This is a genomic window from Streptomyces sp. NPDC048002 (genome assembly GCF_040653275.1).
Classification (GTDB): Bacteria; Actinomycetota; Actinomycetes; order Streptomycetales; family Streptomycetaceae; genus Streptomyces.
The window spans coordinates 58,896-83,418 of record NZ_JBEZNL010000021.1 but is presented as its reverse complement, the minus strand read 5'-3'; the positions used below and the strand labels follow the sequence as shown (position 1 = coordinate 83,418).

Genomic DNA, 24,523 nt, shown 5'->3' with positions numbered 1-24,523 from the left:
CGGAGCGTGACTCGTCCTCCCCAGGGTGGGTGTCGCCCCCTGAGGCGGGTACGACCGGCTTTGGTACTACTGCTCCTCGTGGACCTCGACCCCGATCTCACCGCGCTCCGGCCGCTCGGCGGCTTCTTCGTACTACGCACCTCCAGGGCGCCCGCACGGTCCCTGCCGACCCTGGCCGAGACCTACGGCCGCGGAACATCGGATGTTTACGTCGATTCTATGACTTTCCGTGTCCGGAAGGTGGGGGCGTCCCTGGGCGCTCCCGAGGTGCGGATCGCCGCCTCCGTGGCCCAGCAGGGGCTCGCGGCCCGGCTCTGGTCGGTGGCGCTCGGCTGCGCGGTCCGCTACGGGGTTCTCCCCGACCTCGACCCCGAGAGGCTGCGCTGGGACCCCGACGCCGGCGCCCCCGACGACCTGTGGCTGACCGAGGTGCGCCCGTCCGGCCGGGACCTGGCGGATGCCGTGCTGCTCGGCCACCTCCGGCCGCTGACGGACCTGGTGCACACCCGCTTCCGGGTCGCCGAGGGCCTGCTGTGGGGCAACGCCGCCTCCGCCCTGGCCGGCTCGGCCCGGCTGCTGGAGCAGTGGGCGCGGGCCCGGGGCCGCACCGAGGAGGCCGGGCGCACCCGAGCCCTGACCGCCGAGCTGTTCGCCCACCCCCTTCTCGCCGGCACCGGCACCTGGACGGGGACCGCCTTCCGGCGGCGCAGCTGCTGTCTGTACTACCGGGTTCCGGGCGGGGGTGTGTGCGGCGACTGCTGCTTCGAGCGGCCCCCGCGCTCTTCCCCGCGCGCCCCATCCGGGTGACCATGGGGCATTGGCCGAGACAGGGGGTTGCGGGTGCGAGTGGGACTGCTGACCCGGGAGTACCCGCCGGACGTGTACGGCGGCGCGGGCGTCCATGTGGAGTTCCTCGCGAGGGAGTTGCGGGGCCTCGTCGACCTGGACGTGCACTGCTGGGGCGAGGGCCGGGCCGAGGGCGTCCGGCGCCACCGCTCCTGGTCCGCGCTGGACACCGCCAACGACGCGCTGCGCACCTTCTCCGTGGACCTCGCGATGGCCGCCGCCCTGGAGGGCAGCGACCTCGTCCACTCCCACACCTGGTACGCCAATCTCGGCGGCCACCTGGGCAAGCTGCTGTACGGCATCCCGCACGTCATGACCGCGCACTCCCTGGAGCCGCTGCGCCCCTGGAAGGCCGAGCAACTGGGCGGCGGGTACGCCCTGTCGAGCTGGGCGGAGCGCACCGCGATCGAGACCGCGGACGCGGTCGTCGCCGTGTCCTCCGCGATGCGCGAGGACATCCTCGCCTGCTATCCGGCGCTGGATGCGGCACGCGTGCGCGTGGTGCACAACGGCATCGACACCGGCCTGTACCGCCCCGACCACGGCACGGACGTGCTGGACCGGGTCGGCCTGGACCGCTCCCGCCCGTACGTCCTGTTCGTCGGCCGGATCACCCGTCAGAAGGGCGTGCCCCATCTGCTGCGCGCGGTACGGGACATCGACCCCGGCGCGCAGGTCGTGCTCTGCGCCGGCGCCCCCGACACCCCGGAGATCGACCGGGAGTTCCGCGACCTGTTCGAGGAGCTGAGCCGGGTCCGCGCGGGCGTGCACTGGATCCCGCAGATGCTGCCGCGCCCCGAGGTCATCCAACTCCTCACGCACGCCGCCGCGTTCGTCTGCCCCTCGGTGTACGAACCGCTCGGCATCGTCAACCTGGAGGCGATGGCCTGCGGAACTCCCGTGGTGGCCTCCCGGGTCGGCGGGATCCCCGAGGTCGTCGAGGACGGCAAGACGGGGTATCTGGTGGACGTGGACGAGGACCCCGAGGTCTTCGAGGGCGCGCTCGCGCGGGCCCTGGACTCCGTGCTCGGCGATCCCGAGGGTGCCCGCGCCATGGGCGAGGCCGGACGGCAGCGCGCGGTGGGGGAGTTCGGCTGGGACGCGGTGGCCCGGCGCACGGTCCGGCTCTACGAGGAGATCCTCGAACAGGCGTAGCGGGCGGCCCGCCGGGGCAGGGATGGATCAACCACGGTGAGGGGAGCGGGGCATGCGTCGTGGCGGACCTTCGGTGCTCGGGATCGTGCTGGCGGGCGGAGAAGGCAAACGCCTGATGCCCCTGACCGCGGACCGGGCCAAACCCGCCGTCACCTTCGGCGGCACCTACCGGCTCGTCGACTTCGTGCTGTCCAACCTCGTCAACGGCGACATCCTGCGCATCTGCGTCCTGACGCAGTACAAGTCGCACTCGCTGGACCGGCACATCACCACCACCTGGCGGATGTCGAGCCTGCTCGGCAACTACGTCACCCCGGTCCCGGCCCAGCAGCGCCTGGGCCCGCGCTGGTACCTGGGCAGCGCGGACGCGATCCTCCAGTCGCTGAACCTGGTCCACGACGAACGCCCCGAGTACGTGGCGGTGTTCGGCGCCGACCACGTGTACCGCATGGACCCGCGCCAGATGATCGCCCAGCACATCGAGTCCGGTGCGGGCGTCACCGTGGCCGGGATCCGCGTCCCGCGCGCGGAGTCCTCGTCCTTCGGTGTGATCAGCCCCGGCTCCGACGGCCGGACGGTGGAGCGTTTCCTGGAGAAGCCCGCCGACCCGCCCGGTCTGCCGGACGACCCGGAGTGCGTCTTCGCCTCCATGGGCAACTACGTCTTCACCACCAAGGCCCTCGTCGAGGCGCTCCAGCGGGACGCCGAGGACGAGTCCTCCGTGCACGACATGGGCGGCTCGATCCTGCCCCAGCTCACCGACCGCGGCGAGGCGCAGCTGTACGACTTCAGCGACAACCACGTGCCCGGCGAGACGGCCCGAGACCAGGGGTACTGGCGGGACGTCGGCACCCTGGACGCGTACTACGACGCCCATATGGACCTGATCGCCGAGCGGCCCGCCTTCAACCTCTACAACCGTCAGTGGCCCATCTACACGACCTCGGGCCAGCTCTCCCCGGCGCGCTTCAACGCGGGCGGCATCGCCGGGGAGTCGATCATCAGCGCCGGCTGCCTGATCCGCGGCCAGGTCACCCGGTCCGTGCTCTCGCCGGGCGTGGTCGTCGATCCCGGGGCGGTCGTGCAGGGCTCGGTGCTCCACGACAACGTGCACATAGGGCGGGGCGCGGTGGTGCGCGGGGCGGTCCTGGACAAGAACGTGGAGGTGCCGCCGGGTGCGACGATCGGCGTCAACCCGGAGCGGGACGCGGAGCTGTACACGGTCTCCGCGGGCGGGGTCATCGCGCTCGGCAAGGGACAGCGGGTGCCCTGACCCCGTCACACCGGGATCCCGGTCGCCGACCGTGACGGCGGAGGCCGGTGTTACCGCCAAGGGGTGGACTTAATCTGCTGTTAACTGTGCGTAGCCTGATCGTACTTGACCGTAATCGCCGCAGGGGGATTGACTGCTTGCCCACCCGTCGTCGACGTGAGGCAAGCCCTTGAACTCGGATCTGCTGGCCCCTCTCGACCTGGCGTTCTGGAACATCGAGTCCGAACGGCACCCCATGCACCTCGGTGCCCTCGGTGTCTTCTCCGCGCACTCGCCCGCGGCCGGAGCCCACGCCACCGACCTGCTCGCGGCCCGCGCCGCCGCGGTGCCCGGTCTGCGGATGCGCATCCGGGACGTCTGGCAGCCGCTCGGCCCGCGGCCGCTCGCCTTCGGAGGCGCGGCCCGGGAGACCGCGCCCCACTTCGATCCCCTCGACCACGTACGGCTGCACGCCCCGACCGCCGACTTCCAGGCGGCCGCCGGACGCCTCATGGAGCGCCCGCTCCAGCGGGGCCGCCCGCCGTGGGAGGCCCATGTGCTGCCCGGCGAGGACGGCACCTCCTTCGCCGTGCTCTTCAAGTTCCACCACGCCCTGGCCGACGGGCTGCGCGCGCTCACCCTCGCCGCGGCGGTACTCGACCCGATGGACCTGCCCCAGCCGCGGCCCCGCCCCGCCGAGCCCGCCCGCGGGCTGCTGCCGGACGTGCGCAAGCTCCCCGGCCTGGTCCGCGGCGCCCTGTCCGATGTGGGCCGGGCCCTCGACATCGGCGCCTCCGTCGCCGTGTCCACCCTCGCCGCGCGCCCCGTGCCCGCGCTCAGCTCCCGGGCGACCGGCGGCACCCGGCGCACCGCCGGAGTGGTCGTCGACCTCGACGACGTGCACCGGGTGCGCAAGAGTGTCGGCGGCACCGTCAACGACGTGCTGATCGCGGTCGTCGCCGGCGCCCTGCGCCGCTGGCTGGACGAGCGCGGCGACGGCAGCGAGGGCGTCACGCCCCGTGCCCTGATCCCCGTCTCCAAGCGCCGCCCGCGCACCGCGCACCCCCAGGGCAACCGCCTCTCCGGCTATCTGATGCGGCTGCCCGTCGACGACCCCGACCCGCTGCGCCGCCTGGAGACGGTCCGCAACGCCATGGACCGCAACAAGGACGCCGGCCCGAACCGCGGCGCGGGAGCCGTGGCCCTGCTCGCCGACCACGTCCCGGCGCTCGGACACCGCATCGGCGGCCCCCTGGTCGGCCAGGCCGCCCGGCTCTGGTTCGACATCCTCGTCACCAGCGTCCCGCTGCCCAGCCTCGGCCTGAAGCTCGGCGGCAACCCGGTCACCGCCGTCTTCCCCTACGCCCCCCTCGCCCGCGGCCAGTCCCTCGCGGTGGCCGTCTCCACCTACCGCGGCCAGGTCCACTACGGCCTGGTCGCCGACGGCGAGGCGGTACCCGACCTGGACCGGCTCGCCGCCGCCCTCACCGCGGAGGTGGAGACGCTCATCACCGCCTGCGGCCCTTGACCCGTCCGGATTTTGGCGGTGGCGCCCGACGCTCCGTAGAATTCCCCGTTCGAAAGCGGACGCGGTCGGAGCGCCGCACGGGTGAGCAGGGAACGGCAGCGGCGATGACGGTGACAGAGGAAGGCGCGGCGACCGCGGAAGAGGTCGTGTACGGGCCGGGCATCGACCCCGAGCGGCTGGCCGTCTGCCTCGGCGTGCTGGAGGAACTCGACGAGCTGGAGGTCGACCACCCCGACGCCATCGCCGTCCGGCGGGCCACCGCGGGCATCTACCGCACGGTCAAGCAGCGCCGCCGCCAGGAGCGCCGGGCCGCCAAGACCGCCCACGACAAGGCGGTCACGGAGGCCACGGCGACCGGCTCCGCGCAGCGCATCGACGACGAGACCGAGGGCATCCTGCCCTCGTCCGTCACCGAGGCCGGCAAGATCGCCGGAATACTCCAGCGCCCCCGCTCCTGCTACACCTGCAAGGCGCGGTACGTCGAGGTCGACTTCTTCTACCACCAGCTCTGTCCCGAGTGCGCGGCGCTGAACCGCGGCAAGCGGGAGATCCGCGCCGACCTGTCCGGCAAGCGCGCCCTGCTCACCGGCGGCCGCGCCAAGATCGGCATGTACATCGCGCTGCGGCTGCTGCGCGACGGCGCCCACACCACGATCACCACGCGGTTCCCCAAGGACGCCATCCGCCGCTTCAAGGCCATGGACGACTCCGCGGACTGGATCCACCGCCTGGAGGTCGTCGGCCTCGACCTGCGCGACCCGGCCCAGGCCGTCGCCCTGGCCGACCAGCTCACCGAGCAGGGCCCGCTGGACATCCTGATCAACAACGCCACCCAGACCGTACGGCGGCTGCCCTCGGCCTACGCCGCGCTGGTGGACGGCGAGTCGGCCCCGCTGCCCGCCGGTGAACTCCCCGCCCACCACGTCATCGGCGCCTTCAACTCCGGTGCCGTGGACGGCCTGACCGCGCTGCCGGTCGGTGTCTCCGGGCTCGACGCCCAGAAGGTCGCCGACCTGGCCCTGGTCGCCGGGAACGCCAGCGTGGAGCGGCACCGCGACGGCACCGCCATCGACGCGGGCGGCCTCGTCCCGGACGTCGTCGACACCAACACCTGGGTGCAGACCATCGAGCAGATCTCCCCGGTGGAGCTGCTGGAGACCCAGCTGTGCAACTACACGGCGCCGTTCATCCTGATCAGCAAGCTCCGCCCGGTGATGGCGGAGGCGGCGGCCAAGGCCGCCTCGGGCCGCGCCTACGTCGTCAACGTCTCCGCCATGGAGGGCGTGTTCGGCCGCGGCTACAAGGGCGCCGGCCACCCCAACACCAACGCCGCCAAGGCCGCGATGAACATGGTGACCCGGACCAGCGCCCAGGAGATGTTCCAGTCCGACGGCATCCTGATGACCTCGGTGGACACCGGCTGGATCACCGACGAACGCCCGCACTACGACAAGCTCCGCCTCGCCGAGGAGGGCTTCCACGCCCCGCTCGACCTGGTCGACGGCGCGGCCCGCGTCTACGACCCGATCGTCCGCGGCGAGACGGGCGAGGACCTGTACGGCGTCTTCATGAAGGACTACGCCCCGGGCAAGTGGTAGGCCGGCGGCCCTGAGGGGACCCGCCGGGCGTCAATCGACCGCGCCCAGGCGGGAGTTCCGGGCGGCCAGGAGCTCCAGCACCGTGCGCCAGTCCTCCAGGACGCCCGCGTCGAAGGGGGTGCCGTGGCCCTCCTCGGCCGCCTGGCGCAGCCGGAGCAGGTCGTCGTCGGCCGGGCCGCCGCCCGCGCCCCGCGCGCGGACCAGACCGGCCACCCGCTCGCCGAGCAGGGGGCGCACCGCGTCGGCCACGAGGCCGGCCCGGTCGCCGGGGCCGAGCAGCGGCCCGATCGCCTGGACCAGTCCGGCCACCTGGAGTTCCTTGTCCGCGGGCCGGCGCCGCCGCAGCAGCGCGGCGGTGCGCAGGGCGTGCTGGTGCAGATCGGTCCCGCGGCCCGGCCCGGACCGGGTGCCGCGGCAGGCGTACAGCAGATCCATCAGCTCTTCGACACTGCGCAGCTCCACGCGTCAGTCCTCCCGCCGGACGGGCCGTTGCCGCCCCCGAGCAGACCATGGGCGCCTTGCGAACCGGCCAACGGCGACTGAACTCGGAAGAGTGAAGTAGCGTGGGGAGAAAACAGGACGTCTTCAGACAGTAACCCCGAGTTTTCAGCCCCATCGAGCAGGGGTCCGCTCATTTGGTTACTCTGTAGCCGACGGACAGCACCAATGGGTCCCACCCACACCCACGGTCCGTCCCGGGACGGCCGGTTCACATCGGCCGGCTCCGCACGAGAAACCGGCGCCACCGCGTCCGAACTGCATTCGACTCACACCCAGGTGGGCCGCGGACACCGGGCGCAAAGGTCCCGGCGCGGTCGTCCCGAGGGTGACCCGACACATAAGGAGTGCGCGGTGACACCAGAGAAGACCAAGCGCGAATCCCGCCCCAAGGAGCGTACGGAACGCGCGGGCCGTCGGCCCGGAGAGCTCGGCAGCCTGGACGTCTGGGCCAGGTCCGCCCCGATCCGCCTCGCGGGTTACGAGGACGACCTCGCCGAGCCCCACATCCTGCCCAGCGTGGACTGAGCGGGCCGACAGCATTTTTTGAGACTGACGATCGCATGGGCGTGCCAGACTGGCGCCCATGCTGATCAGAGAAGCCGCGGCGGAGGACTGGCCGCGGATCTGGCCCTTCTGGCACCGCGTCGTCTCCACCGGGGAGACCTACGCCTGGGCGCGGGACACCTCCGAGGAGGCGGCCCGAGCGCTCTGGACGAGTCCCCCGAAGCGGGTCTACGTCGTCGAGGACGAGACCGGCGCGATCGTGGCCTCGGCCTACCTCACCCCGAACTACGGCGGACCCGCCGCGCATGTCGCCAACGCCGGCTTCATGGTCGACCCCGACCACGCGGGCCGGGGCGTCGGCCGCGCCCTCGCCGGACACGTCCTCGACGAGGCCAAGGCGCACGGCTTCGACGCGATGGTCTTCAACGCCGTCGTGGAGACCAACCCGGCGGTCGGCCTGTGGACATCACTCGGCTTCACCGTCCTCGGCACGGTCCCGGAGGGCTTCGACCATCCCCGGTACGGCCGCGTGGGGCTGCACATCATGCACAAGGCCCTCTGACCGGCGGCCCCTGACGGTCTCCGCCGACTGTCACTCCCCGTCGAGCGGTGCCGTCCGCGGCCACGGGCGTACCCGCTCCAACTGGGCCGCCAGGTCCAGCAGGACGGACTCGGAACCGGGCCGCCCCACGAGCTGCACGGCGCAGGGCGCGCCGGAGGGCAGCGTGCCCGCGGGCACCGCCATGGCGGGCCACCCGGTGAGGTTCCAGGGCGGGGTGAACGGCGAGTACGTGGTGTTCGCGAGCAGGTTGCGCAGCCAGCCGCGCTCGTGCCAGGGCGCCGCCTCGGGGGACCGGCGGGCCAGCGCGGGCGTGACCAGGACGTCGTACTCCTCGAAGAACGGGGCTAGCCGGCGCCGCAGTTGCTCGCGGGCCGTGCCCCGGCCGACCCGGCCCTCGAAGCGCCGGCCCAGCGCGGCGTGCACCCGGGTACGGCGGTGCAGCCGGTTCCGGTCCAGCTCCCGCGCGTCGACCGCGGTGCCCGCGGTCCAGTGCGCGAGCGAAGTCAGGCTCAGGGACAGCGGATACGGCGGATCGGCGCGCCGCACCCGGTGACCGGCCTTGATCAGCAGCCCCGCGGTCTCCCGCGCCGCCGCCCGGTACGGGCCGCTCACCGGGGTCCCCGCGATCGGGCTGCGCAGCGACACCGCGACCCGCAGACCGCCCGGCGGCGCGCCCTCGGGCAGCTCCGCGTCCGCCAGCACCGACAGCAGCAGCCGCACGTCCTCGACCGTCGTGGCCAGCGGCCCGTTCTCCGACATGCCGAACCAGTCGCCCTCGCCGATGCCCGCCGGGACCACGCCGTGCCCCGGCTTGAGCGTCACCAGGCCGCAGTTGGCCGCCGGGATGCGCAGCGAGCCCATGCCGTCGTTGCCGAGCGCGACCGGCACCAGCCCCGCGGCGACGGCCGCCGCGCTGCCGCCCGACGAGCCGCCCGCCGAACGCGAGAGGTCCCACGGATTGCGGGCGGTGCCGTGCACCCCGTCCGTGGTCCCGAACACGCACAGCTCCGGCACGTTCGTCAGCCCCACCACGACCGCGCCCGCCGCGCGCAGCCGGGCCACCGTGACATGGTCCTCCGGGACGGGCGCCTCCGAGGTCGCGGCCGACCCCACCCGGAGCGACTCACCGGCCACCGCGAGGTTGTCCTTGACCGCCACCGGCACCCCGGCGAGCGGCAGTTCGGTCAGGTCGCCACGGGCACCCACGGCCTCGGCCTCGGCGAGCGCCGCCTCGGCCCGCACCGCGCGGAAGGCGCCGACGCGGCCGTCCAGCCGCTCGATCCGGGTGAGGTGCTCGGCCACCACCTCGCGGGGCGTGGCCCGCTTCTCCCGTACGGCGGCGGATATCTCGGCGGCGGTCCGGCCGGCCCAGCTGGTCACGGGGGCTCCTCATTACTCGCGCGTACGTCGAGGAGAACTCTGCCCTCCCGCGCGCCCCGCGTCGAGAGTGCGGATCAGCGCAGATGCCGTTCGAAGAACGCCGTCGTCGCCTCCATCGAGTCCGGCCAGCGGGGTCCGAAGGTGTGGCCCTCGCCCTGGTAGAGGCGCAGCTCCACGTCCTTCCCGGCGCCCTCGAACGCGGCGACCGTCCGCCTGGTCCAGGCGAGCGGACAGGTGTCGTCGGCGGTGCCGTGGTGGATCAGCAGCGGCTCGGTCACCCGGTCCACGAAGGTCAGCGGCGAGACGTCGCGCCAGAACTCCGGGTCCTCCTCGGGCGTACCGTGCGCGGCGTCGATCTCGGCGGCGAGCGGATCGCCCTCGGAACGCTGGAACCGGTCGATATTGTCCTGCGGCCTGCCGCTGACCGGTGCGAAGACCACCGCCGCGTCGACCAGACCCGGCGCCACCACCAGCGTGTTGTACACCACCCCGCCGCCCATGGAACGCCCGAGCAGCCCGATCCGGTCGCCGTCGATCTCCGGCCGGCCGGAGCCGCGCAGCGCCAGCACGGCGCCGATCACGTCGGAGGTGTAACCCAGGCGCAGCCCCACGTCGTTGTCCGGGTCGTCGTCGGAGCGGGCGTGGTTGCGGTAGTCGGTGTGCAGCACGACGTATCCCTCGCGGGCCAGCCGGTCCTGCTCCCGGGCCAGGCCGCGGCCGGTGGTGTACACGGCCGGGTCGATGTACCCGTGCGCGAGCACCAGCGCCGGGAACGGACCCTTGCCCGAGGGGACGTTCATCAGCCCGGAGATCGTCAGCCCGTCGCTCTCGTACGTCACCGCGTACGAGGTGTACGCGTCGGTGCGGGCCAGGACCGTACCGAGGCGCAGGCCGGAACCGCGGTGCTCGCGCTGGATCAGGGCCTGGATCGACACCGGGTCCACCGGCTCCGGGGTGGGCGTGGGGGAGGGCGTGCTCGTACGGGGGCTCGGGCTCGCCGACGGGGTGTCCCGGGCGCTCTCGTCCCCGCCGCCGGTGCATCCGGCCCCCAGAAGCAGCGCCAGCCCGGCGGCGGCACAGGCCAACGCGCGCAGCCGCATGAGCCCATTGTCCCCCGCCGGGCGGCACTCCGCGCCGACCTCGCCGTGCGGTTCGGAGCAGGTGCCCCTGGGGAGGTGTAGACCACACCGGAAACAGCGACCGTGACCCCTCCCGGTATCCACCCCCCGCCCGGACGACCTACGGAGCGCCCTCATGCATGACGACCGCAACCTGGTCGAAGCCCGCCTCAAGCGTGTCCTCGACGAACGCATCCGCCCCGCCGTGTACCCCGAGTCCGTTCCCCTCGACGTGGCGGTGTGGCACGCGCCCGGGGAGCCCGTCCCGGTCGCCGAGGGGCTGGCGGCCGAACCCGGTCCGATCGCGGTGGGCGCCCGCTGGGGAGCGCCCTGGGGCACCAGCTGGTTCCGGGTGACCGGCACCGTCCCCGAGGTATGGGCGGGGCGGACCGTGGAGGCCGTCCTCGACCTCGGCTTCGACGAGAGCATGCCCGGCTTCCAGTGCGAGGGCCTGGTCTACCGGCCCGACGGCACCCCGGTGAAGGGCCTCAACCCGCGCAACCAGTGGGTGCGGATCGGCGCCCCCGTCGAGGGCGGCGAGGAGGTCCGGCTGCACATCGAGGCCGCGTCGAACCCGGTCATCCTCGACCACCACCCCTTCCGGCCCACGCAGTTGGGCGACAAGGACACCGCGGGCAGCGCACCGCAGTACACCCTCACCCGCATGGACCTCGCCGTCCTCGACGAGACGGTGTGGGAGCTGGTGATCGACCTGGAGGTGCTCGGCGAGCTGATGGCCGAACTGCCCGTGGACTCCGCGCGCCGCTGGGAGATCCTCCGCTCGGTGGAGAAGGCGCTGGACGCCGTCGACCTTCAGGACGTGGGCGGCACCGCCGCCCAGGCGCGGGCCCGGCTGGAGACCGTGCTGTCCGAGCCCGCCGCGCCCTCCGCCCACCGTGTCAGCGCCGTCGGCCACGCCCACATCGACTCGGCGTGGCTGTGGCCGCTGCGCGAGACGGTCCGCAAGGTGGCCCGGACCACCGCCAGCATGACCGCGCTCCTCGACGAGGAGCCGGAGTTCGTCTTCGCCATGTCCCAGGCCCAGCAGTGGGCGTGGGTCAAGGAGCACCGGCCCGAGGTGTGGGCGCGGGTGCGCAAGGCGGTCGCGGACGGACGGTTCGTGCCGACCGGCGGGATGTGGGTGGAGTCCGACACCAACATGCCGGGCTCGGAGGCGATGGCCCGGCAGTTCGTGCACGGCAAGCGCTTCTTCCTCGACGAGTTCGGCATCGAGAACGAGGAGGTGTGGCTTCCCGACACCTTCGGCTTCGCCGCCGGACTCCCGCAGATCATCCGGGCGGCCGGCGCCAAATGGCTGCTGACCCAGAAGATCTCCTGGTCCCGCACGAACCGGTTCCCCCACCACACCTTCACCTGGGAAGGCATCGACGGCAGCCGGATCTTCACCCACTTCCCGCCCGTCGACACCTACAACTGCGCCATGACGGGAGCCGAACTCGCCCACGCGGCCAGCAACTTCAGGGACAAGGGCGCGGCCCGGCACTCCCTCGCGCCCACCGGCTGGGGCGACGGAGGTGGCGGCACCACCCGGGAGACCATCGCCAAGGCGGCCCGCCTGCGCGATCTCGAAGGCTCCGCCACCGTGGTGTGGGAGACCCCGGCGGAGTTCTTCGCCAAGGCCGAGACCGAGTACCCGAACCCGCCGGTCTGGGTCGGCGAGCTGTACCTCGAACTGCACCGCGCCACCCTCACCAGCCAGGCCCGCACCAAGCAGGGCAACCGGCGCTGCGAACACCTCCTGCGCGAGGCCGAACTGTGGGCGGCGACCGCCGCCGTACGGACCGGATTCCCCTACCCGTACGAGGAGTTGGACCGCATCTGGAAGACGGTGCTGCTCCACCAGTTCCACGACATCCTGCCCGGCTCGTCCATCGCCTGGGTGCACCGGGAGGCACGGGCGACCTACGAGCGGCTGACCGGCGAACTGGAGGGCATCGTCGACGCGGCGCAGCGCGCCCTGGCCGGTGAGGGCTCCACCCCGCTCGTGTTCAACTCGGCACCGCACACCCGCGACGGCGTCCCGGCGGGCGGCGCGCGCACCCCCGTCTCCGGCGGCCGGACCTCCGTCACCGCCCGGCACGGGGGAGGGCACGTGCTGGACAACGGGCTGCTCCGGGTCGAGATCGACGGGCGGGGCCTGGTCGTCTCCGTCCACGACGCCGCCGCCGACCGGGAGACCGTCGCCCCCGGTCTCGCCGCGAACCTGCTCCAGCTCCACCCCGACTTCCCCAACATGTGGGACGCCTGGGACGTCGACGCGTTCTACCGCAACACCGTCACCGATCTGACCGACGTCGACGAGATCGCCCCGGACGGCGACGACGGGGTGCGGATCACGCGGTCCTTCGGCGCCTCCCGGGTCACCCAGGTGCTGTCCCTCCCGCCGGGTGAGCGACGGCTGGTGGTGGACACGGAGGTGGACTGGCACGAGACGGAGAAGTTCCTCAAACTCGCCTTCCCGCTCGACGCGCACGCCGAACGGTACGCCTCCGAGACCCAGTTCGGGCACGTGCACCGGCCCACGCACACCAACACCTCGTGGGAGGCGGCCAAGTTCGAGGCGTGCAACCACCGGTTCGTGCACCTGGAGGAGCCGGGCTGGGGCGTGGCGGTCGTCAACGACTCCACCTACGGCCACGACGTCACCCGCACGGTCCGCACCGACGGCGACCACGGCACCACCACCACGGTCCGGGTGTCCCTGCTGCGCGCGCCGCGCTTCCCCGACCCCGAGACCGACCAGGGCGTGCACCGCTTCCGGCATGCCCTGGTGCCGGGCGCGGGCATCGGCGACGCGGTCCGCGAGGGCTGGCGGATCAACCTGCCCGAGCGGGCCCGTATGGGGGCGGCGGAGGTCGCCCCGCTGGTCGGCGTCGACAGCGACGCGGTCGTCGTCACCGCGGTCAAGCTCGCCGACGACGGCAGCGGCGATGTCGTCGTCCGCTGCCACGAGGCGCACGGCGGCCGGGTCCGCACGACCCTCACCGCCGGGTTCGCGGTGGCGGGCGCCGTCGCCACCGACCTGCTGGAGCGCCCGCTGCCGGACGGCACGGTGGAGTGCGAGGGAGACACGATCGCCGTACGGCTGCGTCCCTTCCAGCTGATGACGCTGCGGCTGCGCAGGGAGTGACGCACAATCCCCGCATGAAGATCAGCGTGCGGGAACTGAACCGGGCCACCCTCGGCCGCCAACTGCTGCTGCGCCGGGAGCCGCTGGAGGCAGCCGAGGCGGTACGGCGGCTGCCGGCGCTCCAGGCGCAGCAGCCCGCGTCGCCGTATCTCGCCCTGTGGAACCGGATCGCCGGGTTCGCGCCCGCCGATCTGGACGCGGCCTTCGCCGACGGCACCCTGCTGAAGGCGACGCTGCTGCGGATCACCCTGCACGCCGTGCACCGCGACGACTATCCGCTGCTCCGGGAGGCGATGCGGCCCACGCTGCACGCCTCCCGGCTCGGCTCGCGGTTCGCCGCCGCCGGACTCACTCCCGCGGACGCCGGCGAACTGGAGCCTGGGCTGCTGGAGTTCGCCGAACAGCCGCGGTCCAACGGCGAGCTGACGGCGTGGCTCGGCGCACGCGTCGGCGCGGAGCGGCAGGACGGCGCCTGGTGGGGGATGCGCTCCTACGCGCCGCTGGTGCACGCGGTGACCGGACCGCCGTGGTCCTTCGGCACGTCACCGGCGTACCGCGCCGGACCCGGGGACCGGTACCCCGGCGGGCCCGAGGAGGCGCTGCGGGCCCTGGTGCCGCGGTACCTGGCGGCATTCGGGCCGGCCTCGGTGGCCGACATGGCCCAGTTCGCCACCGTGCAGCGCGGCCGGGTCCGCACGGCGGTGCGCGCGCTCGCGGACTCCCTGGAGGAGCTGACCGGCCCCGACGGCACGGTCCTGTACGACCTGCCGGGCGCCCCGCGCCCGAGCGAGGACACCCCGGCGCCGCCACGGCTGATGGCCATGTGGGACAGCGTGCTGCTGGCCCACGCCGACCGCGGCCGGGTGATCCCGCCCGAGTACCGTGCCCCGGTGACCCGGGTCAACGGTGACGTGCTGCCGACGCTGCTGGTGGACGGCCGGGTGGCCGGGGTGTGGCGCCCGGTCGAGGGCGGCATCGAGGCGACGGCGTTCCACCCGCTCTCCGCGGCGGACTGGGAGGGGCTGGCGGCGGAGGCGGAGTCCCTGACGGCACTCCTGGCGGACCGCGAGCCGGGCGTCTACGGCCGGTACGGCCACTGGTGGAAGAAGCTGACCGGCGCCGAGGTCCGCGTCCTGCCGGCCTGACCCGCTGGGGTCAGGCCCCCTGCCGGGTCCGTAGCCAGTGCTCCACCTCGCCCACGTGCGCGGCCGCCGCGGCGCGGGCCGCTTCCGGGTCGCGGGCGGCCAGGGCACGGTGGATGGCGGCGTGCTCACGGCGGGTGCGGGCGAACGCGTCCTCCTCCTCGTGGCCGCGCCGGACCCGCGCCCGGAAGGTGCGCGAGGACAGGCCCTCCAGCAGGGCCGCCATTGTCCCGTTGCCGGCGGCGGTCGCGACCACGCGGTGGAAGGCGAGGTCGTGGGCGAGGATCTCGTCCGGGTCGTCGGTGGCGCCCATCGCCTCCAAGTGCCGCTCCACCTCGCTCAGTTGTACCGGGGTGATCCGGGCCGCGGCCAGCGCGGCCGCCGTCGACTCCAGCACCCGCCGCACCTCCAGCAGCTCCACCAGCCGCTCCCCCCGGGCGAGTTCGGCGACCACGCCGAAGCTCTCCAGGAGGTCGCCCGCCTCCAGCCGGGTGACGTAGACGCCCGAGCCGTGCCGGGCCTCCAGCACCCCCAGCACCGTCAGCGCCCGGATCGCCTCGCGCATCGAACTGCGGGAGATGCCGAGCCGCGCCGCGAGATCCCGTTCGGTCGGCAGCCGCTGGCCCGGCTCCAGCGTCCCCTCGGCGATCATCGCCTTGATCTCCTCGACGGCGCGCTGCGTCACGGTGCCCCGCTGCGGGGCCGGTCCCTCGTCCACGCGCTTCCTCCGCTCGCCCGGTGAGCCGCAGTGTAGCCATCGCGACCGGCGGACGGTCACCGATGTGGTCCGACCACTTCACGCTCAGAACCCAACAAAAGCGCACCGCAAGGGTGTTGTACCGCCTGAGTGGTCTGATAAGTATGCCGACATCGTGCCGCAGCCGGGGCCGGCCCCCGGACCGGCCCCGCGACCGAGCGAGAGGCACTCCGTGTCCCCGACCACCGCCCGAGTCACCGCCGTCGACACCTACGACATCCGCTTCCCCACCTCGCGCGAGCTGGACGGCTCCGACGCGATGAACCCGGACCCCGACTACTCGGCGGCCTACGTCGTCCTGCGCACCGACGCCGCCGACGGCCACGAGGGGCACGGCTTCACCTTCACCATCGGCCGGGGCAACGAGGTCCAGGTGACCGCGATCCGCGCGCTGCGGGAACACGTGATCGGCCGCTCCGTCGACGAACTCGGCGCCGACCCCGGCACCCTGTACCGGGCCCTCACCGGAGACAGCCAACTGCGCTGGCTGGGACCGGAGAAGGGCGTGATGCACATGGCGATCGGCGCCGTCGTCAACGCCGCCTGGGACCTGGCCGCGAAACGCGCCGGCCTGCCCCTGTGGCGGTTCCTCGCCGAAGCGGACCCCGAGTGGCTCGTCTCCCAGATCGACTTCCGCCACCTCACCGACGCGCTCACCCCGGCCGAGGCACTGGAGATCCTCCGCCGAGGCCGCGCGGGCGCCGATGAGCGGCGCGGCCTGCTGGAACGACGCGGCTACCCCGCCTACACCACCTCCCCCGGCTGGCTCGGCTACGACGACGACAAACTCACCCGGCTCGCCACCCAGGCCGTGGCCGACGGCTTCCGCCAGATCAAGCTCAAGGTCGGCACCGACCTCGACGACGACATCCGGCGCTGCCGCGCCGCCCGCGCCGCCGTCGGTCCCGACATCCGCTTGGCCGTCGACGCCAACCAGCGCTGGGACGTCGTCGAGGCGATCCGCTGGACCGGCGCACTCGCCGAGTTCGACCCGTACTGGATCGAGGAACCCACCAGCCCCGACGACATCCTCGGCCACGCGGCGATCCGCGCCGCTGTCGCCCCGGTACGGGTCGCCACCGGCGAACACGCCCACAACCGGGTCGTGTTCAAGCAACTCCTCCAGGCCGGAGCCGTCGACGTCGTACAGCTCGACGCCGCCCGCGTCGGCGGCGTCAACGAGAACCTCGCCGTCCTGCTGCTCGCGGCCAGGTTCGGTGTCCCGGTCTGCCCGCACGCCGGCGGGGTCGGCCTGTGCGAACTCGTCCAGCACCTGTCGATGTTCGACTACGTGGCCGTCACCGGAACCACCGAGGACCGGGTCATCGAATACGTCGACCATCTGCACGACCACTTCCTCGACCCCGTGGAGATCCACGATGGTCACTACACGGCACCCACCGCGCCGGGCTTCTCCGCGGCCATGCGGCCCGAGTCGATCGCGCGCTACACGTTCCCGGACGGCGCCTTCTGGGCCGCCTACCTCGACGACCGGAAGGGGCACACGGCATGAGCGACTTCGAGGGACTCAGGGCGCTGGTCACGGGCGGTGCCTCCGGGATCGGCCTGGCCACCGCCGAACTCCTCGCCGCGGCCGGCGCCCGGGTCGCCGTCCTCGACCTCGACCCGTCGCCGGTACGGCCACCCCTGCTCGCGTTCCGCGCGGACGTCACCGACGACAGCGCCGTGCGCGCGGCCGTGGACACCGCCGCCGACACGCTCGGCGGACTCGACGTACTGATCAACAACGCCGGCGTCGGCGCCCAGGGCACCGTCGAGGACAACGACGACACCGAATGGCACCGCGTCCTCGACGTCAACGTCCTCGGCATGGTCCGCGCGTCCCGCGCCGCGCTCCCGCACCTGCGCCGCTCGTCCCACGCGGCGATCGTCAACACCTGCTCGATCGCCGCCACCGCCGGACTCCCGCAGCGCGCCCTGTACAGCGCGACCAAGGGCGCCGTGCAGGCACTGACCCTGGCCATGGCCGCCGACCACCTCCGGGAGGGCGTGCGGGTCAACTGCGTCAACCCCGGTACGGCGGACACCCCGTGGATCGGCCGCCTGCTCGCCCGGGCCCCCGACCCGGCCGCCGAACGCGCCGCCCTGGAAGCCCGCCAGCCCGCCGGGAGGCTGGTCTCCGCCGCCGAAGTAGCGGGCGCCATCGCCTACTTGGCCAGCCCGTCGTCCGGCGCCACCACCGGTACCGCCCTCGCCGTGGACGGCGGTATGCAGGGCCTGCGCCTGCGGCCGGTGACGGGGTGACCCCGCTCGGCCCGGGTGCGAAGACCCGGCTCGGCCTGGGCGCCGCCGCCCTCGGCAACCTCTACACCGAGGTCACCGACGAACAGGCCCGTGCGACGGTCGACGCCGCCTGGGAGCGCGGCATCCGCTACTTCGACACCGCCCCGCACTACGGCCTGGGACTCTCCGAGCGCCGCCTCGGCGCGGCCCTGCGCGGGCGGCCGCGCGAGGAGTACCTGATCTCGACGAAGGTCGGCCGCCGCCTGGAACCGTCCCGGGCGGGCGGCGACGACCTGGCCAACGGATTCGCCGTCCCCGCCACCCACCGCCGGGTGTGGGACTTCACCGCCGACGGCATCCGGCGCACCCTGGAGGAGAGCCTGGCGCGGCTCGGCCTGGACCGGGTCGACCTCGTCTACCTCCACGACCCCGACGACCACGCCGAACAGGCCTTCCGCGAGGGCTATCCGGCGCTGGAGCGGCTCCGCTCGGAAGGCGTGGTCGCCGCGATCGGCGCCGGGATGAACCAGGCGGACATGCTGGCCCGCTTCGTCCACGACACCGACGTCGACGTGGTGCTCTGCGCGGGCCGGTACACCCTCCTCGACCGGAGCGCGCGCACCCGACTCCTGCCCGCGGCCCTGGCACACGGCACCCGGGTGGTCCTCGGCGGCCCCTTCAACTCCGGGCTGCTCGCCGACCCCGGCCCGGAGGCGAGGTACGACTACACGCGGGCGCCCGCCGAACTGGTCCAGCGGGCGCTGGTGTTGAAGGAGACCGCCGAGCGCCACGGCACCACACTGCGCGCCGCCGCGCTGACCTTCTGCGCCGCCCATCCGGCCGTCACCGGCGTGCTGGTCGGCGCGCGCCACCCGGCGGAGGTCCACGACTGCGCCGAGCAGTTCGCCGCCCCGGTGCCGGACGCGTTCTGGCAGGAACTGCTCGACCGCGGCCTGCTCCTCGAAGGAGAGCGGCCGTGACCGTCGACGCCCATGTGCACGTCTGGGACCTCGCCGTCCGGGACCAGGACTGGATCGGCCGGGACAGTCCCATCCGCCGCGACTTCTCCGTCGCCGACCTCGCCCCCGAGGCCCACGCGGCCGGAGTCGGGGGAGTGGTCCTCGTGCAGACCGTCACCGTCCGCGAGGAGACCCCCGAGCTGCTGGCCCTCGCCGAGGCCCACGACCTCGTCGTCGGCGTGGTCGGCTGGACCGACCTGACGGCCGAGGGCGTCGGGGAGGAACTCGCCCGTCTGCGCGAACTCCCCGGCGGACGGCACCTCAAGGGCGTCCGCCATCAGGTGCAGGGCGAGCCGGACCCCCGATGGCTGCTGCGCCCCGAGGTGCTCCGGGGGCTGTCGGCGGTCGCGGACGCCGGTCTCGTCTACGACCTCGTGGTCCTGCCGCACCAGCTCCCCGCCTGTGCCGAGGCCGCCGCCCGACTGCCCGAACTGACCTTTGTACTGGACCACTTGGGTAAGCCGCCGGTCGCCCGGGGCGCTCCGGAGCCGTGGGCGGCCGGGCTGCGTGCGCTGGCCGCGCTGCCCAACACCGTCGCCAAGCTGTCCGGCCTGCTCACCGAGGCCGGCCCCGCCTGGACCGTCCGGAGCCTGCGCCCCTACGCGGACACCGCCCTGGACGCCTTCGGCCCGGACCGGCTGATGTTCGGCTCGGACTGGCCGGTGTCCACCCAGGCCGCCCGCTACGGCGAAGTCCTGGACGCCACCAGGGAACTGGCCGACTCCGAGCCGGTCCTCCACGGGACCGCGGTACGCGTCTACGGTCTGTGAGGCTGCCTCGCCAGCCGCGTCGGCGGCAGGTACTCGCGCACCGGCGTCCGCTCCCAGCAGGCGCCCGTCTCCCGCAACTCCCGCCAGGTCGTGTACCGGTAGCGGAACAGGCGGGCGCGGATGTACCGGGGCGGCGCGCCGGGCGGGAAGGGGGAGCGGCGCAGCAGCCTCAGGGTCGCCCGGTCCTCCTCCAGCAGGCGCTCCACCAGGGTGCCGAACCAGGGCCCGGCGTAGCCGGGTGACAGCGCGGCGAACCACATCAGCCAGTCCAGCCGCAGGTGGTACGGAGCGAACTGCCGCGGCCAGCGCCGCGGATCGCCCGGCTTGCCCTTGAACTCGTACTCACGCCAGTCGGAGTCGGCGCGCGGCACCTCGTCGGCGGTGCCCTCGATCACCACCTCGTGGCGGACCCGGCTGACGCTGCCGAACGCGCCGTAGGTGTTGACCAGATGGAGCGGGTCGAAGGAGCGGTTCATCACCTGCCGCCGGGACACCATGTTGCGGACCGGGCGGTGCCCGAGGAAGAGCAGCAGCGCGCCGACCGCGAGGACGACGACCACGTACCACGTGGGCGCCGAGGGCACCGAGGGCGCCGTGCCAGGGAGCCGCAGCGCGGAGAGCGCCAGCACGATGGTGATCCAGTTCAGCCAGGAGAAGTTCCCCGACAGCACCAGCCACAGCTGGGTCACGATCATCAGCGCCGCTGCCGCCGTGGCCAAGGGCTGCGGGGTGAACAGCAGGAACGGCACCACGAGTTGGGTGAAGTGGTTCGCGGCCGCCTCGGCGCGGTGCAGGGGCCGGGGCAGATGGTGGAAGAACCAGCTGAGCGGGCCGGGCATGGGCTGCGTCTCGTGATGGTGGTAGAGGCAGGTGAGGTTCCGCCAGCACGCGTCGCCCCGCATCTTGATCAGGCCCGCGCCGAACTCGACCCGGAACAGCACCCAGCGCAGCAGGAACAGCACCACGACGGGCGGCGCCACCTCGTCGTTGCCGAGCCACACCGCCAGGAAACCCACCTCCAGCAGCAGGGACTCCCAGCCGAACGCGTACCACGTCCGGCCCACGTTCACGATCGACAGGTACAGCGCCCAGGGCACCAGCCACAGCAACATGGCCCCCCACAGCGGCAGCAGCCCGTCCAGCCCCGCCAGCAGTGCCGCGGACACCGCGCAGCCGAACCAGGCGCACCCCGCGAAGAAGCGGTCGGAGTAGTGCAGGTGGAACACGCTGGGCGCCGCCCTGAACGGCACCCGCTCCAGCAGGCGCGGCACCGGCAGCAGGCCCCGGGTGCCGATCAGCGGGCGGAACTGGAGCGCCGCCGTCAGGAAGGCCACGAGGTACACCGCGGCCAGCGCCCGCTGGAACACCAGCCGGCTCAGCCAGTACTCGGGTGCGGTGAACCAGTCCACGCTCTGCGCTCCTTCGTCCCATTGTCCCGCGGTGGCCCCCGCCGCCCCGGTCACCGTCCGTGCCCGGCCGCTCCGGTTGCGTGACCCGTGCGGGTGACGAAGACAATAGGGGCGATCTGCCCGAGAAGAGGCGGGAGTACGTGGTGCGAACACCCACCGCAATACTGATCACGGTCTGCGCCTTCGCTCTGGCGCTGCTCGGAGTCGGCTTCGGCCGCGACGGGCGGGACGCCAGGGGCGCGCGGGGCGCGACCGTGAGCACGGACCTGTTCCTCCAGCCGGTCGCGGCGCGGGGGCCCGACGCGTTCACGGCCTCCACGGCCGTCCCGGCGCCCGCTCCACCGCCCGTCACCCGTACGCAGTACACCGCGGGGACCGGGGAGCCGCGCTCCGTCTCCGGTTCCACACCGGGCCTGTACGGCGGCACGGCACACGTCGGCGCCTGTGACGTGCACCGGCAGATCGCCCACCTCACCGCCGACCCGGAGCGGGCGCGCGCCTTCGCCGAGGCCGCGGGCATCACCCGGGAGGCCGTCCCGGACCACGTCCGAGGGCTCACCCCCGTCGTACTGCGCGCGGACACCCGGGTCTCCGGCCACGGCTACCGCGAGGGCCGGGCCACCTCCCACCAGTCCGTCCTCCAGGCCGGTACCGCCGTCCTGGTCGACGACCGGGGCGTGCCGCGACTGCGCTGCGCAGACGGCAGCCCCCTGAAGCCCCCGGTGGCGGCGCAGGGCAGCCCCGCCGTCCGGGGGAGCGCGTGGTCCGGGTTCCGGCCCGCCGTCGTCGTCGTGGTGACGGCGGCTCCGCGGCCGGTCACCGGCATCACGCTCCTGGACACCTCCGACCACAGCTGGATCGAGCGCCGGATCGGACACGACGTCCGTCACGACCGGACGCTGCCCGTGCCGACGGTTCCGGAACCGCCGCGCTCACCGGCCCCGCCCGCGGAGGCGCCCGGCACGGACCTGTGGACGGTGAGCCCGGCCGACTGCCCGCCCGCCGAACCCGGGGTGCCGTCCTCCACGGCCCCGTCCACCGGCACCGAGGAAGACGCGCCGTCACCCGCCGACACCGCGGATATCACGGACACCGTGGACACCCCGGACTGCGCTGCCGCCGACCCGGCCACTCCGCCGACGGCCGAAGCGCGCCGTCCCTCCACGCCCGACGACGCGGACCCCGGCACCGTCCCCGCCGTACCGGACCCCGGCGCCAACGCCGCCGTACCGGACCCCGGCGCCAACACCGCCGTACCGGACCCGGGCGCGACCGTGCCCGACCTCCCCGACGCCTCCCTCGACCTCGACACCCCGGACGCCATCGGCCCCGAGTCCGTACCGGAGGTCCCCGACGTACCCGACGGGGGCGGGCTGATCCCGGACGATCCGGAGGCGCCGGCCGCCAGGGTCGGCGGCTGAGGGGCGCGGGCATGAGCGGTCAGCCCGCCCCAGTCGAAGAATCGGACAAATCCTGGCAAGGTGGGCCCATGGTTGATCGGGGAGCGAGCGCCCTGTCACTCCCGGACGACTGGCCCGCCCACCCGGACCCGATTCTGGCGCTCAACCGCATGGGCAGCTTCGACTGGGACCTGGACTCCGGCCTGTTCCACATGGACGCCCAGGCCCACGAGGTCTTCGACCTGCGCCCCGAGGAGTTCGACGGCCACCCCGAGAGCCTCGGCATCCGGGTGCCCACGGCCGAGGGCATCCGCCTGGACGCCGCCGTCTCCCAGGCGATGAAGGACGGCAGCGAGAACTACGGCGCCTACTTCCGGCTCCGCCGCCGAGACGGCTCCCTGCGCTGGACCCACACCCAGGGCTACATCCGGCGCGACGAGACCGGCCGCCCGCGCCGCATCATCGGCATCGTCCGGGACGCCACCCAGGAACTCGGCGACAGCGAGGCGCGCCGCGAACAGGCCGCGCAGGACGAGGCCCGGCGCCAGCAGACGAACGTCGTGGAGCTGACCACCGCCGCCCTCGCCCACGCCCGTACCGTCCAGGACGTGATCGACGTCCTCAAGGACACCCACGGGATGATCCATCTCGGCGCCACCAGCCTCGTCATGGGACTCGTCGAGGCGGGCCGCATCCGGCTGATCGCGGAGGGCCCGGCCGGCAGCTTCGTCCCCGGCACCCGGGTCACCGGCATCGAGGAGCCGTACCCGATGAGCGAGGTGGTACGGACCCTCACCCCCCGGTTCATCGAGTCGCCGGAGGAGTTCGCGAACGGCTACCCCATCCTGTGGCCCCACATCACGAACCTGGACATCACCTCCGCCGCCTACCTCCCGCTCATCGCGCAGGCGCGCCCGATCGGCGCCATGGGACTCCTCTACAGCGACCGGCGGGGCTTCTCCGCCGAGGACCGCAACGTCCTCGTCGCCCTCGGCAGCAGCATCGCCCAGAGCCTGCAACGGGCGATGCTCTACGAACAGGAGAAGGACCTGGCGACCGGGTTGCAGCAGGCCATGCTGCCGCGCACCATCCCCAGCGTCCCCGGCGCCGACGTCGCCGTCCGCTACCGCGCCGGAACCGCCGCCGGCACCCTCGGCCGGGACATCGGCGGCGACTGGTACGACTTGATCCCGCTGCCGGGCGGCCGGGTCGGCGCGGTCATCGGCGACGTCCAGGGCCACGACACCCATGCCGCCGCCGTGATGGGCCAGCTCCGCATCGTGCTGCGCGCCTACGCGGCCGAGGGGCACACCCCGGCCACCGTGATGGCCCGCGCCTCGGTCTTCCTGCACGAACTGGACACCGACCGGTTCGCGACCTGCCTGTACGCCGAGGCCGACCTGTCGACCGGAGTGGTGCAGGTGGTGCGCGCCGGGCACATCGACCCGCTCGTGAGGCACCCGGACGGCACCTGCCGGCGGGTGGCCGTCCAGGGCGGGCTCCCGCTCGGCCTGTCCGCCGAGTTCGGACGGCTGGAGTACCCGGTGCGGACCGTGGAACTGGACCCCGGGCACACCCTGCTGCTGTGCACCGACGGTCTGGTCGAACAGCCCGGCTTCGACCTCGACGAGGGCATGCGGTCCCTCGTGGCCCTGGTCGGCGAGGGACCGGACGACGTACGGGGGCTCGCCGACCGGCTGATCGACATGGCCGAGGAGCGCGGCGGGGACGACGACGTGGCCCTGCTCCTGCTGCGCCGCCGCAGCCTGGACGCCCCGCGCACCGGCGGCCGGCTCCAGCAGCATGTGCCGCCGGGCGATCCGGAGGCACTCTCCCAGGCCCGGCACATGATCCGGGCCGCCGTGCGCGCCTGGAGCACGGGGGACAGCGCCGACGAGATCGAGCTGGTCGCCGACGAACTGATCACCAACGCCCTGATGCACACCGAGGGCTCCGCGATCGTCACCCTGCGGGTGCTGACCGGCGCCGCGCCGAGACTGCGGGTGGAGGTGGAGGACTCCTCCAGCGCGCTGCCCCGGCGCCGGGAGGCGGGCGACGACGGCGTCTCCGGCCGGGGCCTGCTGCTGGTGGAACTGCTCGCCGACGTGTGGGGCGTGGAGGCGCGCGGCGGCGGCAAGTGCGTGTGGTGCGAGTTCGACGTCCCGTCCCGGAACTGAGCCGCCGGGG

Annotated in this window: 20 protein-coding genes; 15 read left to right on the top strand and 5 right to left on the bottom strand. The window is 73.5% G+C overall.

Annotated features, from left to right (window positions below; translation table 11 throughout):
- Positions 1-60: 60 nt before the first annotated feature.
- From AB0E07_RS24500 to AB0E07_RS24480, 5 genes are all read left to right on the top strand, one after another.
- Entirely contained in the window at positions 61-807 is a 747-nt protein-coding gene (locus AB0E07_RS24500) for a ferric iron reductase (protein ID WP_362255970.1), read from the top strand.
- 33 nt (positions 808-840) lie between these two features.
- Positions 841-2,001: a glycogen synthase gene (glgA, locus tag AB0E07_RS24495; protein ID WP_362255967.1), complete on the top strand. Its 1,161-nt coding sequence runs from the start codon at positions 841-843 to the stop codon at positions 1,999-2,001.
- Between the two features lie 52 nt (positions 2,002-2,053).
- Positions 2,054-3,274: a glucose-1-phosphate adenylyltransferase gene (glgC, locus tag AB0E07_RS24490; RefSeq protein ID WP_362255964.1), complete on the top strand. Its 1,221-nt coding sequence runs from the start codon at positions 2,054-2,056 to the stop codon at positions 3,272-3,274.
- Between the two features lie 169 nt (positions 3,275-3,443).
- Positions 3,444-4,781: a wax ester/triacylglycerol synthase family O-acyltransferase gene (locus AB0E07_RS24485; protein ID WP_362255961.1), complete on the top strand. Its 1,338-nt coding sequence runs from the start codon at positions 3,444-3,446 to the stop codon at positions 4,779-4,781.
- 104 nt (positions 4,782-4,885) lie between these two features.
- Positions 4,886-6,379 carry an SDR family NAD(P)-dependent oxidoreductase gene (locus AB0E07_RS24480; RefSeq protein WP_362255959.1) on the top strand — a complete coding sequence of 498 codons (1,494 nt, stop codon included), beginning with the start codon at positions 4,886-4,888 and terminating at the stop codon, positions 6,377-6,379.
- Positions 6,380-6,409: 30 nt separating this feature from the next.
- Here AB0E07_RS24480 and AB0E07_RS24475 read toward each other — a convergent pair whose 3' ends face one another.
- Complete coding sequence (locus AB0E07_RS24475; RefSeq protein WP_362255956.1) at positions 6,410-6,841, bottom strand: hypothetical protein; 432 nt, start codon at positions 6,839-6,841, stop codon at positions 6,410-6,412.
- Between the two features lie 390 nt (positions 6,842-7,231).
- On the opposite strand from AB0E07_RS24475, the gene AB0E07_RS24470 reads away from it, so the two are divergent.
- Positions 7,232-7,405 carry a hypothetical protein gene (locus AB0E07_RS24470; protein ID WP_362255953.1) on the top strand — a complete coding sequence of 58 codons (174 nt, stop codon included), beginning with the start codon at positions 7,232-7,234 and terminating at the stop codon, positions 7,403-7,405.
- Between the two features lie 58 nt (positions 7,406-7,463).
- Positions 7,464-7,946, top strand: coding sequence for an N-acetyltransferase (locus AB0E07_RS24465; protein ID WP_362255950.1), 483 nt, complete (start codon positions 7,464-7,466; stop codon positions 7,944-7,946).
- A 30-nt stretch (positions 7,947-7,976) separates the two neighbouring features.
- Here the strand turns inward: AB0E07_RS24465 and AB0E07_RS24460 are convergent, their stop codons facing one another.
- Positions 7,977-9,326 (bottom strand): amidase family protein, encoded by a 1,350-nt coding sequence (locus tag AB0E07_RS24460; RefSeq protein WP_362255948.1) that lies wholly within the window; start codon positions 9,324-9,326, stop codon positions 7,977-7,979.
- A 74-nt stretch (positions 9,327-9,400) separates the two neighbouring features.
- Positions 9,401-10,426: a prolyl oligopeptidase family serine peptidase gene (locus AB0E07_RS24455; RefSeq protein WP_362255945.1), complete on the bottom strand. Its 1,026-nt coding sequence runs from the start codon at positions 10,424-10,426 to the stop codon at positions 9,401-9,403.
- A gap of 154 nt (positions 10,427-10,580) precedes the next feature.
- On the opposite strand from AB0E07_RS24455, the gene AB0E07_RS24450 reads away from it, so the two are divergent.
- Together AB0E07_RS24450 and AB0E07_RS24445 are read left to right on the top strand one after the other, a co-directional pair.
- The gene (locus AB0E07_RS24450; RefSeq protein ID WP_362255943.1) at positions 10,581-13,595 is read left to right on the top strand and encodes a glycoside hydrolase family 38 C-terminal domain-containing protein; all 3,015 of its coding nucleotides are present in this window, start codon (positions 10,581-10,583) and stop codon (positions 13,593-13,595) included.
- A gap of 14 nt (positions 13,596-13,609) precedes the next feature.
- A complete protein-coding gene (locus AB0E07_RS24445) occupies positions 13,610-14,740 on the top strand; it encodes a winged helix DNA-binding domain-containing protein (protein ID WP_362255940.1) in 1,131 nt (376 codons plus the stop codon).
- Positions 14,741-14,750: 10 nt separating this feature from the next.
- On the opposite strand, the gene AB0E07_RS24440 is transcribed toward AB0E07_RS24445, so the two are convergent.
- The gene (locus tag AB0E07_RS24440; RefSeq protein ID WP_362255937.1) at positions 14,751-15,455 is read right to left on the bottom strand and encodes an FCD domain-containing protein; all 705 of its coding nucleotides are present in this window, start codon (positions 15,453-15,455) and stop codon (positions 14,751-14,753) included.
- A 211-nt stretch (positions 15,456-15,666) separates the two neighbouring features.
- On the opposite strand from AB0E07_RS24440, the gene AB0E07_RS24435 reads away from it, so the two are divergent.
- The 4 genes from AB0E07_RS24435 to AB0E07_RS24420 are packed head-to-tail and all read left to right on the top strand — an operon-like array spanning position 15,667 to position 19,527.
- Entirely contained in the window at positions 15,667-17,007 is a 1,341-nt protein-coding gene (locus AB0E07_RS24435) for an enolase C-terminal domain-like protein (RefSeq protein ID WP_362255934.1), read from the top strand.
- Complete coding sequence (locus AB0E07_RS24430; protein WP_362255931.1) at positions 17,004-17,759, top strand: SDR family oxidoreductase; 756 nt, start codon at positions 17,004-17,006, stop codon at positions 17,757-17,759. Before AB0E07_RS24435 ends, AB0E07_RS24430 begins: the two co-directional genes overlap by 4 nt.
- Complete coding sequence (locus AB0E07_RS24425; RefSeq protein WP_362255928.1) at positions 17,756-18,718, top strand: aldo/keto reductase; 963 nt, start codon at positions 17,756-17,758, stop codon at positions 18,716-18,718. The genes AB0E07_RS24430 and AB0E07_RS24425 overlap by 4 nt, the downstream gene beginning before the upstream one ends.
- A complete protein-coding gene (locus AB0E07_RS24420) occupies positions 18,715-19,527 on the top strand; it encodes an amidohydrolase family protein (protein ID WP_362255925.1) in 813 nt (270 codons plus the stop codon). Before AB0E07_RS24425 ends, AB0E07_RS24420 begins: the two co-directional genes overlap by 4 nt.
- Here the strand turns inward: AB0E07_RS24420 and AB0E07_RS24415 are convergent.
- Positions 19,515-20,936: a lipase maturation factor family protein gene (locus AB0E07_RS24415; protein WP_362255922.1), complete on the bottom strand. Its 1,422-nt coding sequence runs from the start codon at positions 20,934-20,936 to the stop codon at positions 19,515-19,517. The genes AB0E07_RS24420 and AB0E07_RS24415 overlap by 13 nt on opposite strands.
- 143 nt (positions 20,937-21,079) lie before the next feature.
- Here AB0E07_RS24415 and AB0E07_RS24410 point away from each other — a divergent pair, with 143 nt between their 5' ends.
- Positions 21,080-22,357, top strand: a complete 1,278-nt coding sequence (locus tag AB0E07_RS24410; protein WP_362255919.1) for a DUF6777 domain-containing protein — start codon at positions 21,080-21,082, stop codon at positions 22,355-22,357.
- Between the two features lie 68 nt (positions 22,358-22,425).
- Complete coding sequence (locus AB0E07_RS24405; protein ID WP_362255916.1) at positions 22,426-24,513, top strand: SpoIIE family protein phosphatase; 2,088 nt, start codon at positions 22,426-22,428, stop codon at positions 24,511-24,513.
- Positions 24,514-24,523 lie beyond the last annotated feature (10 nt).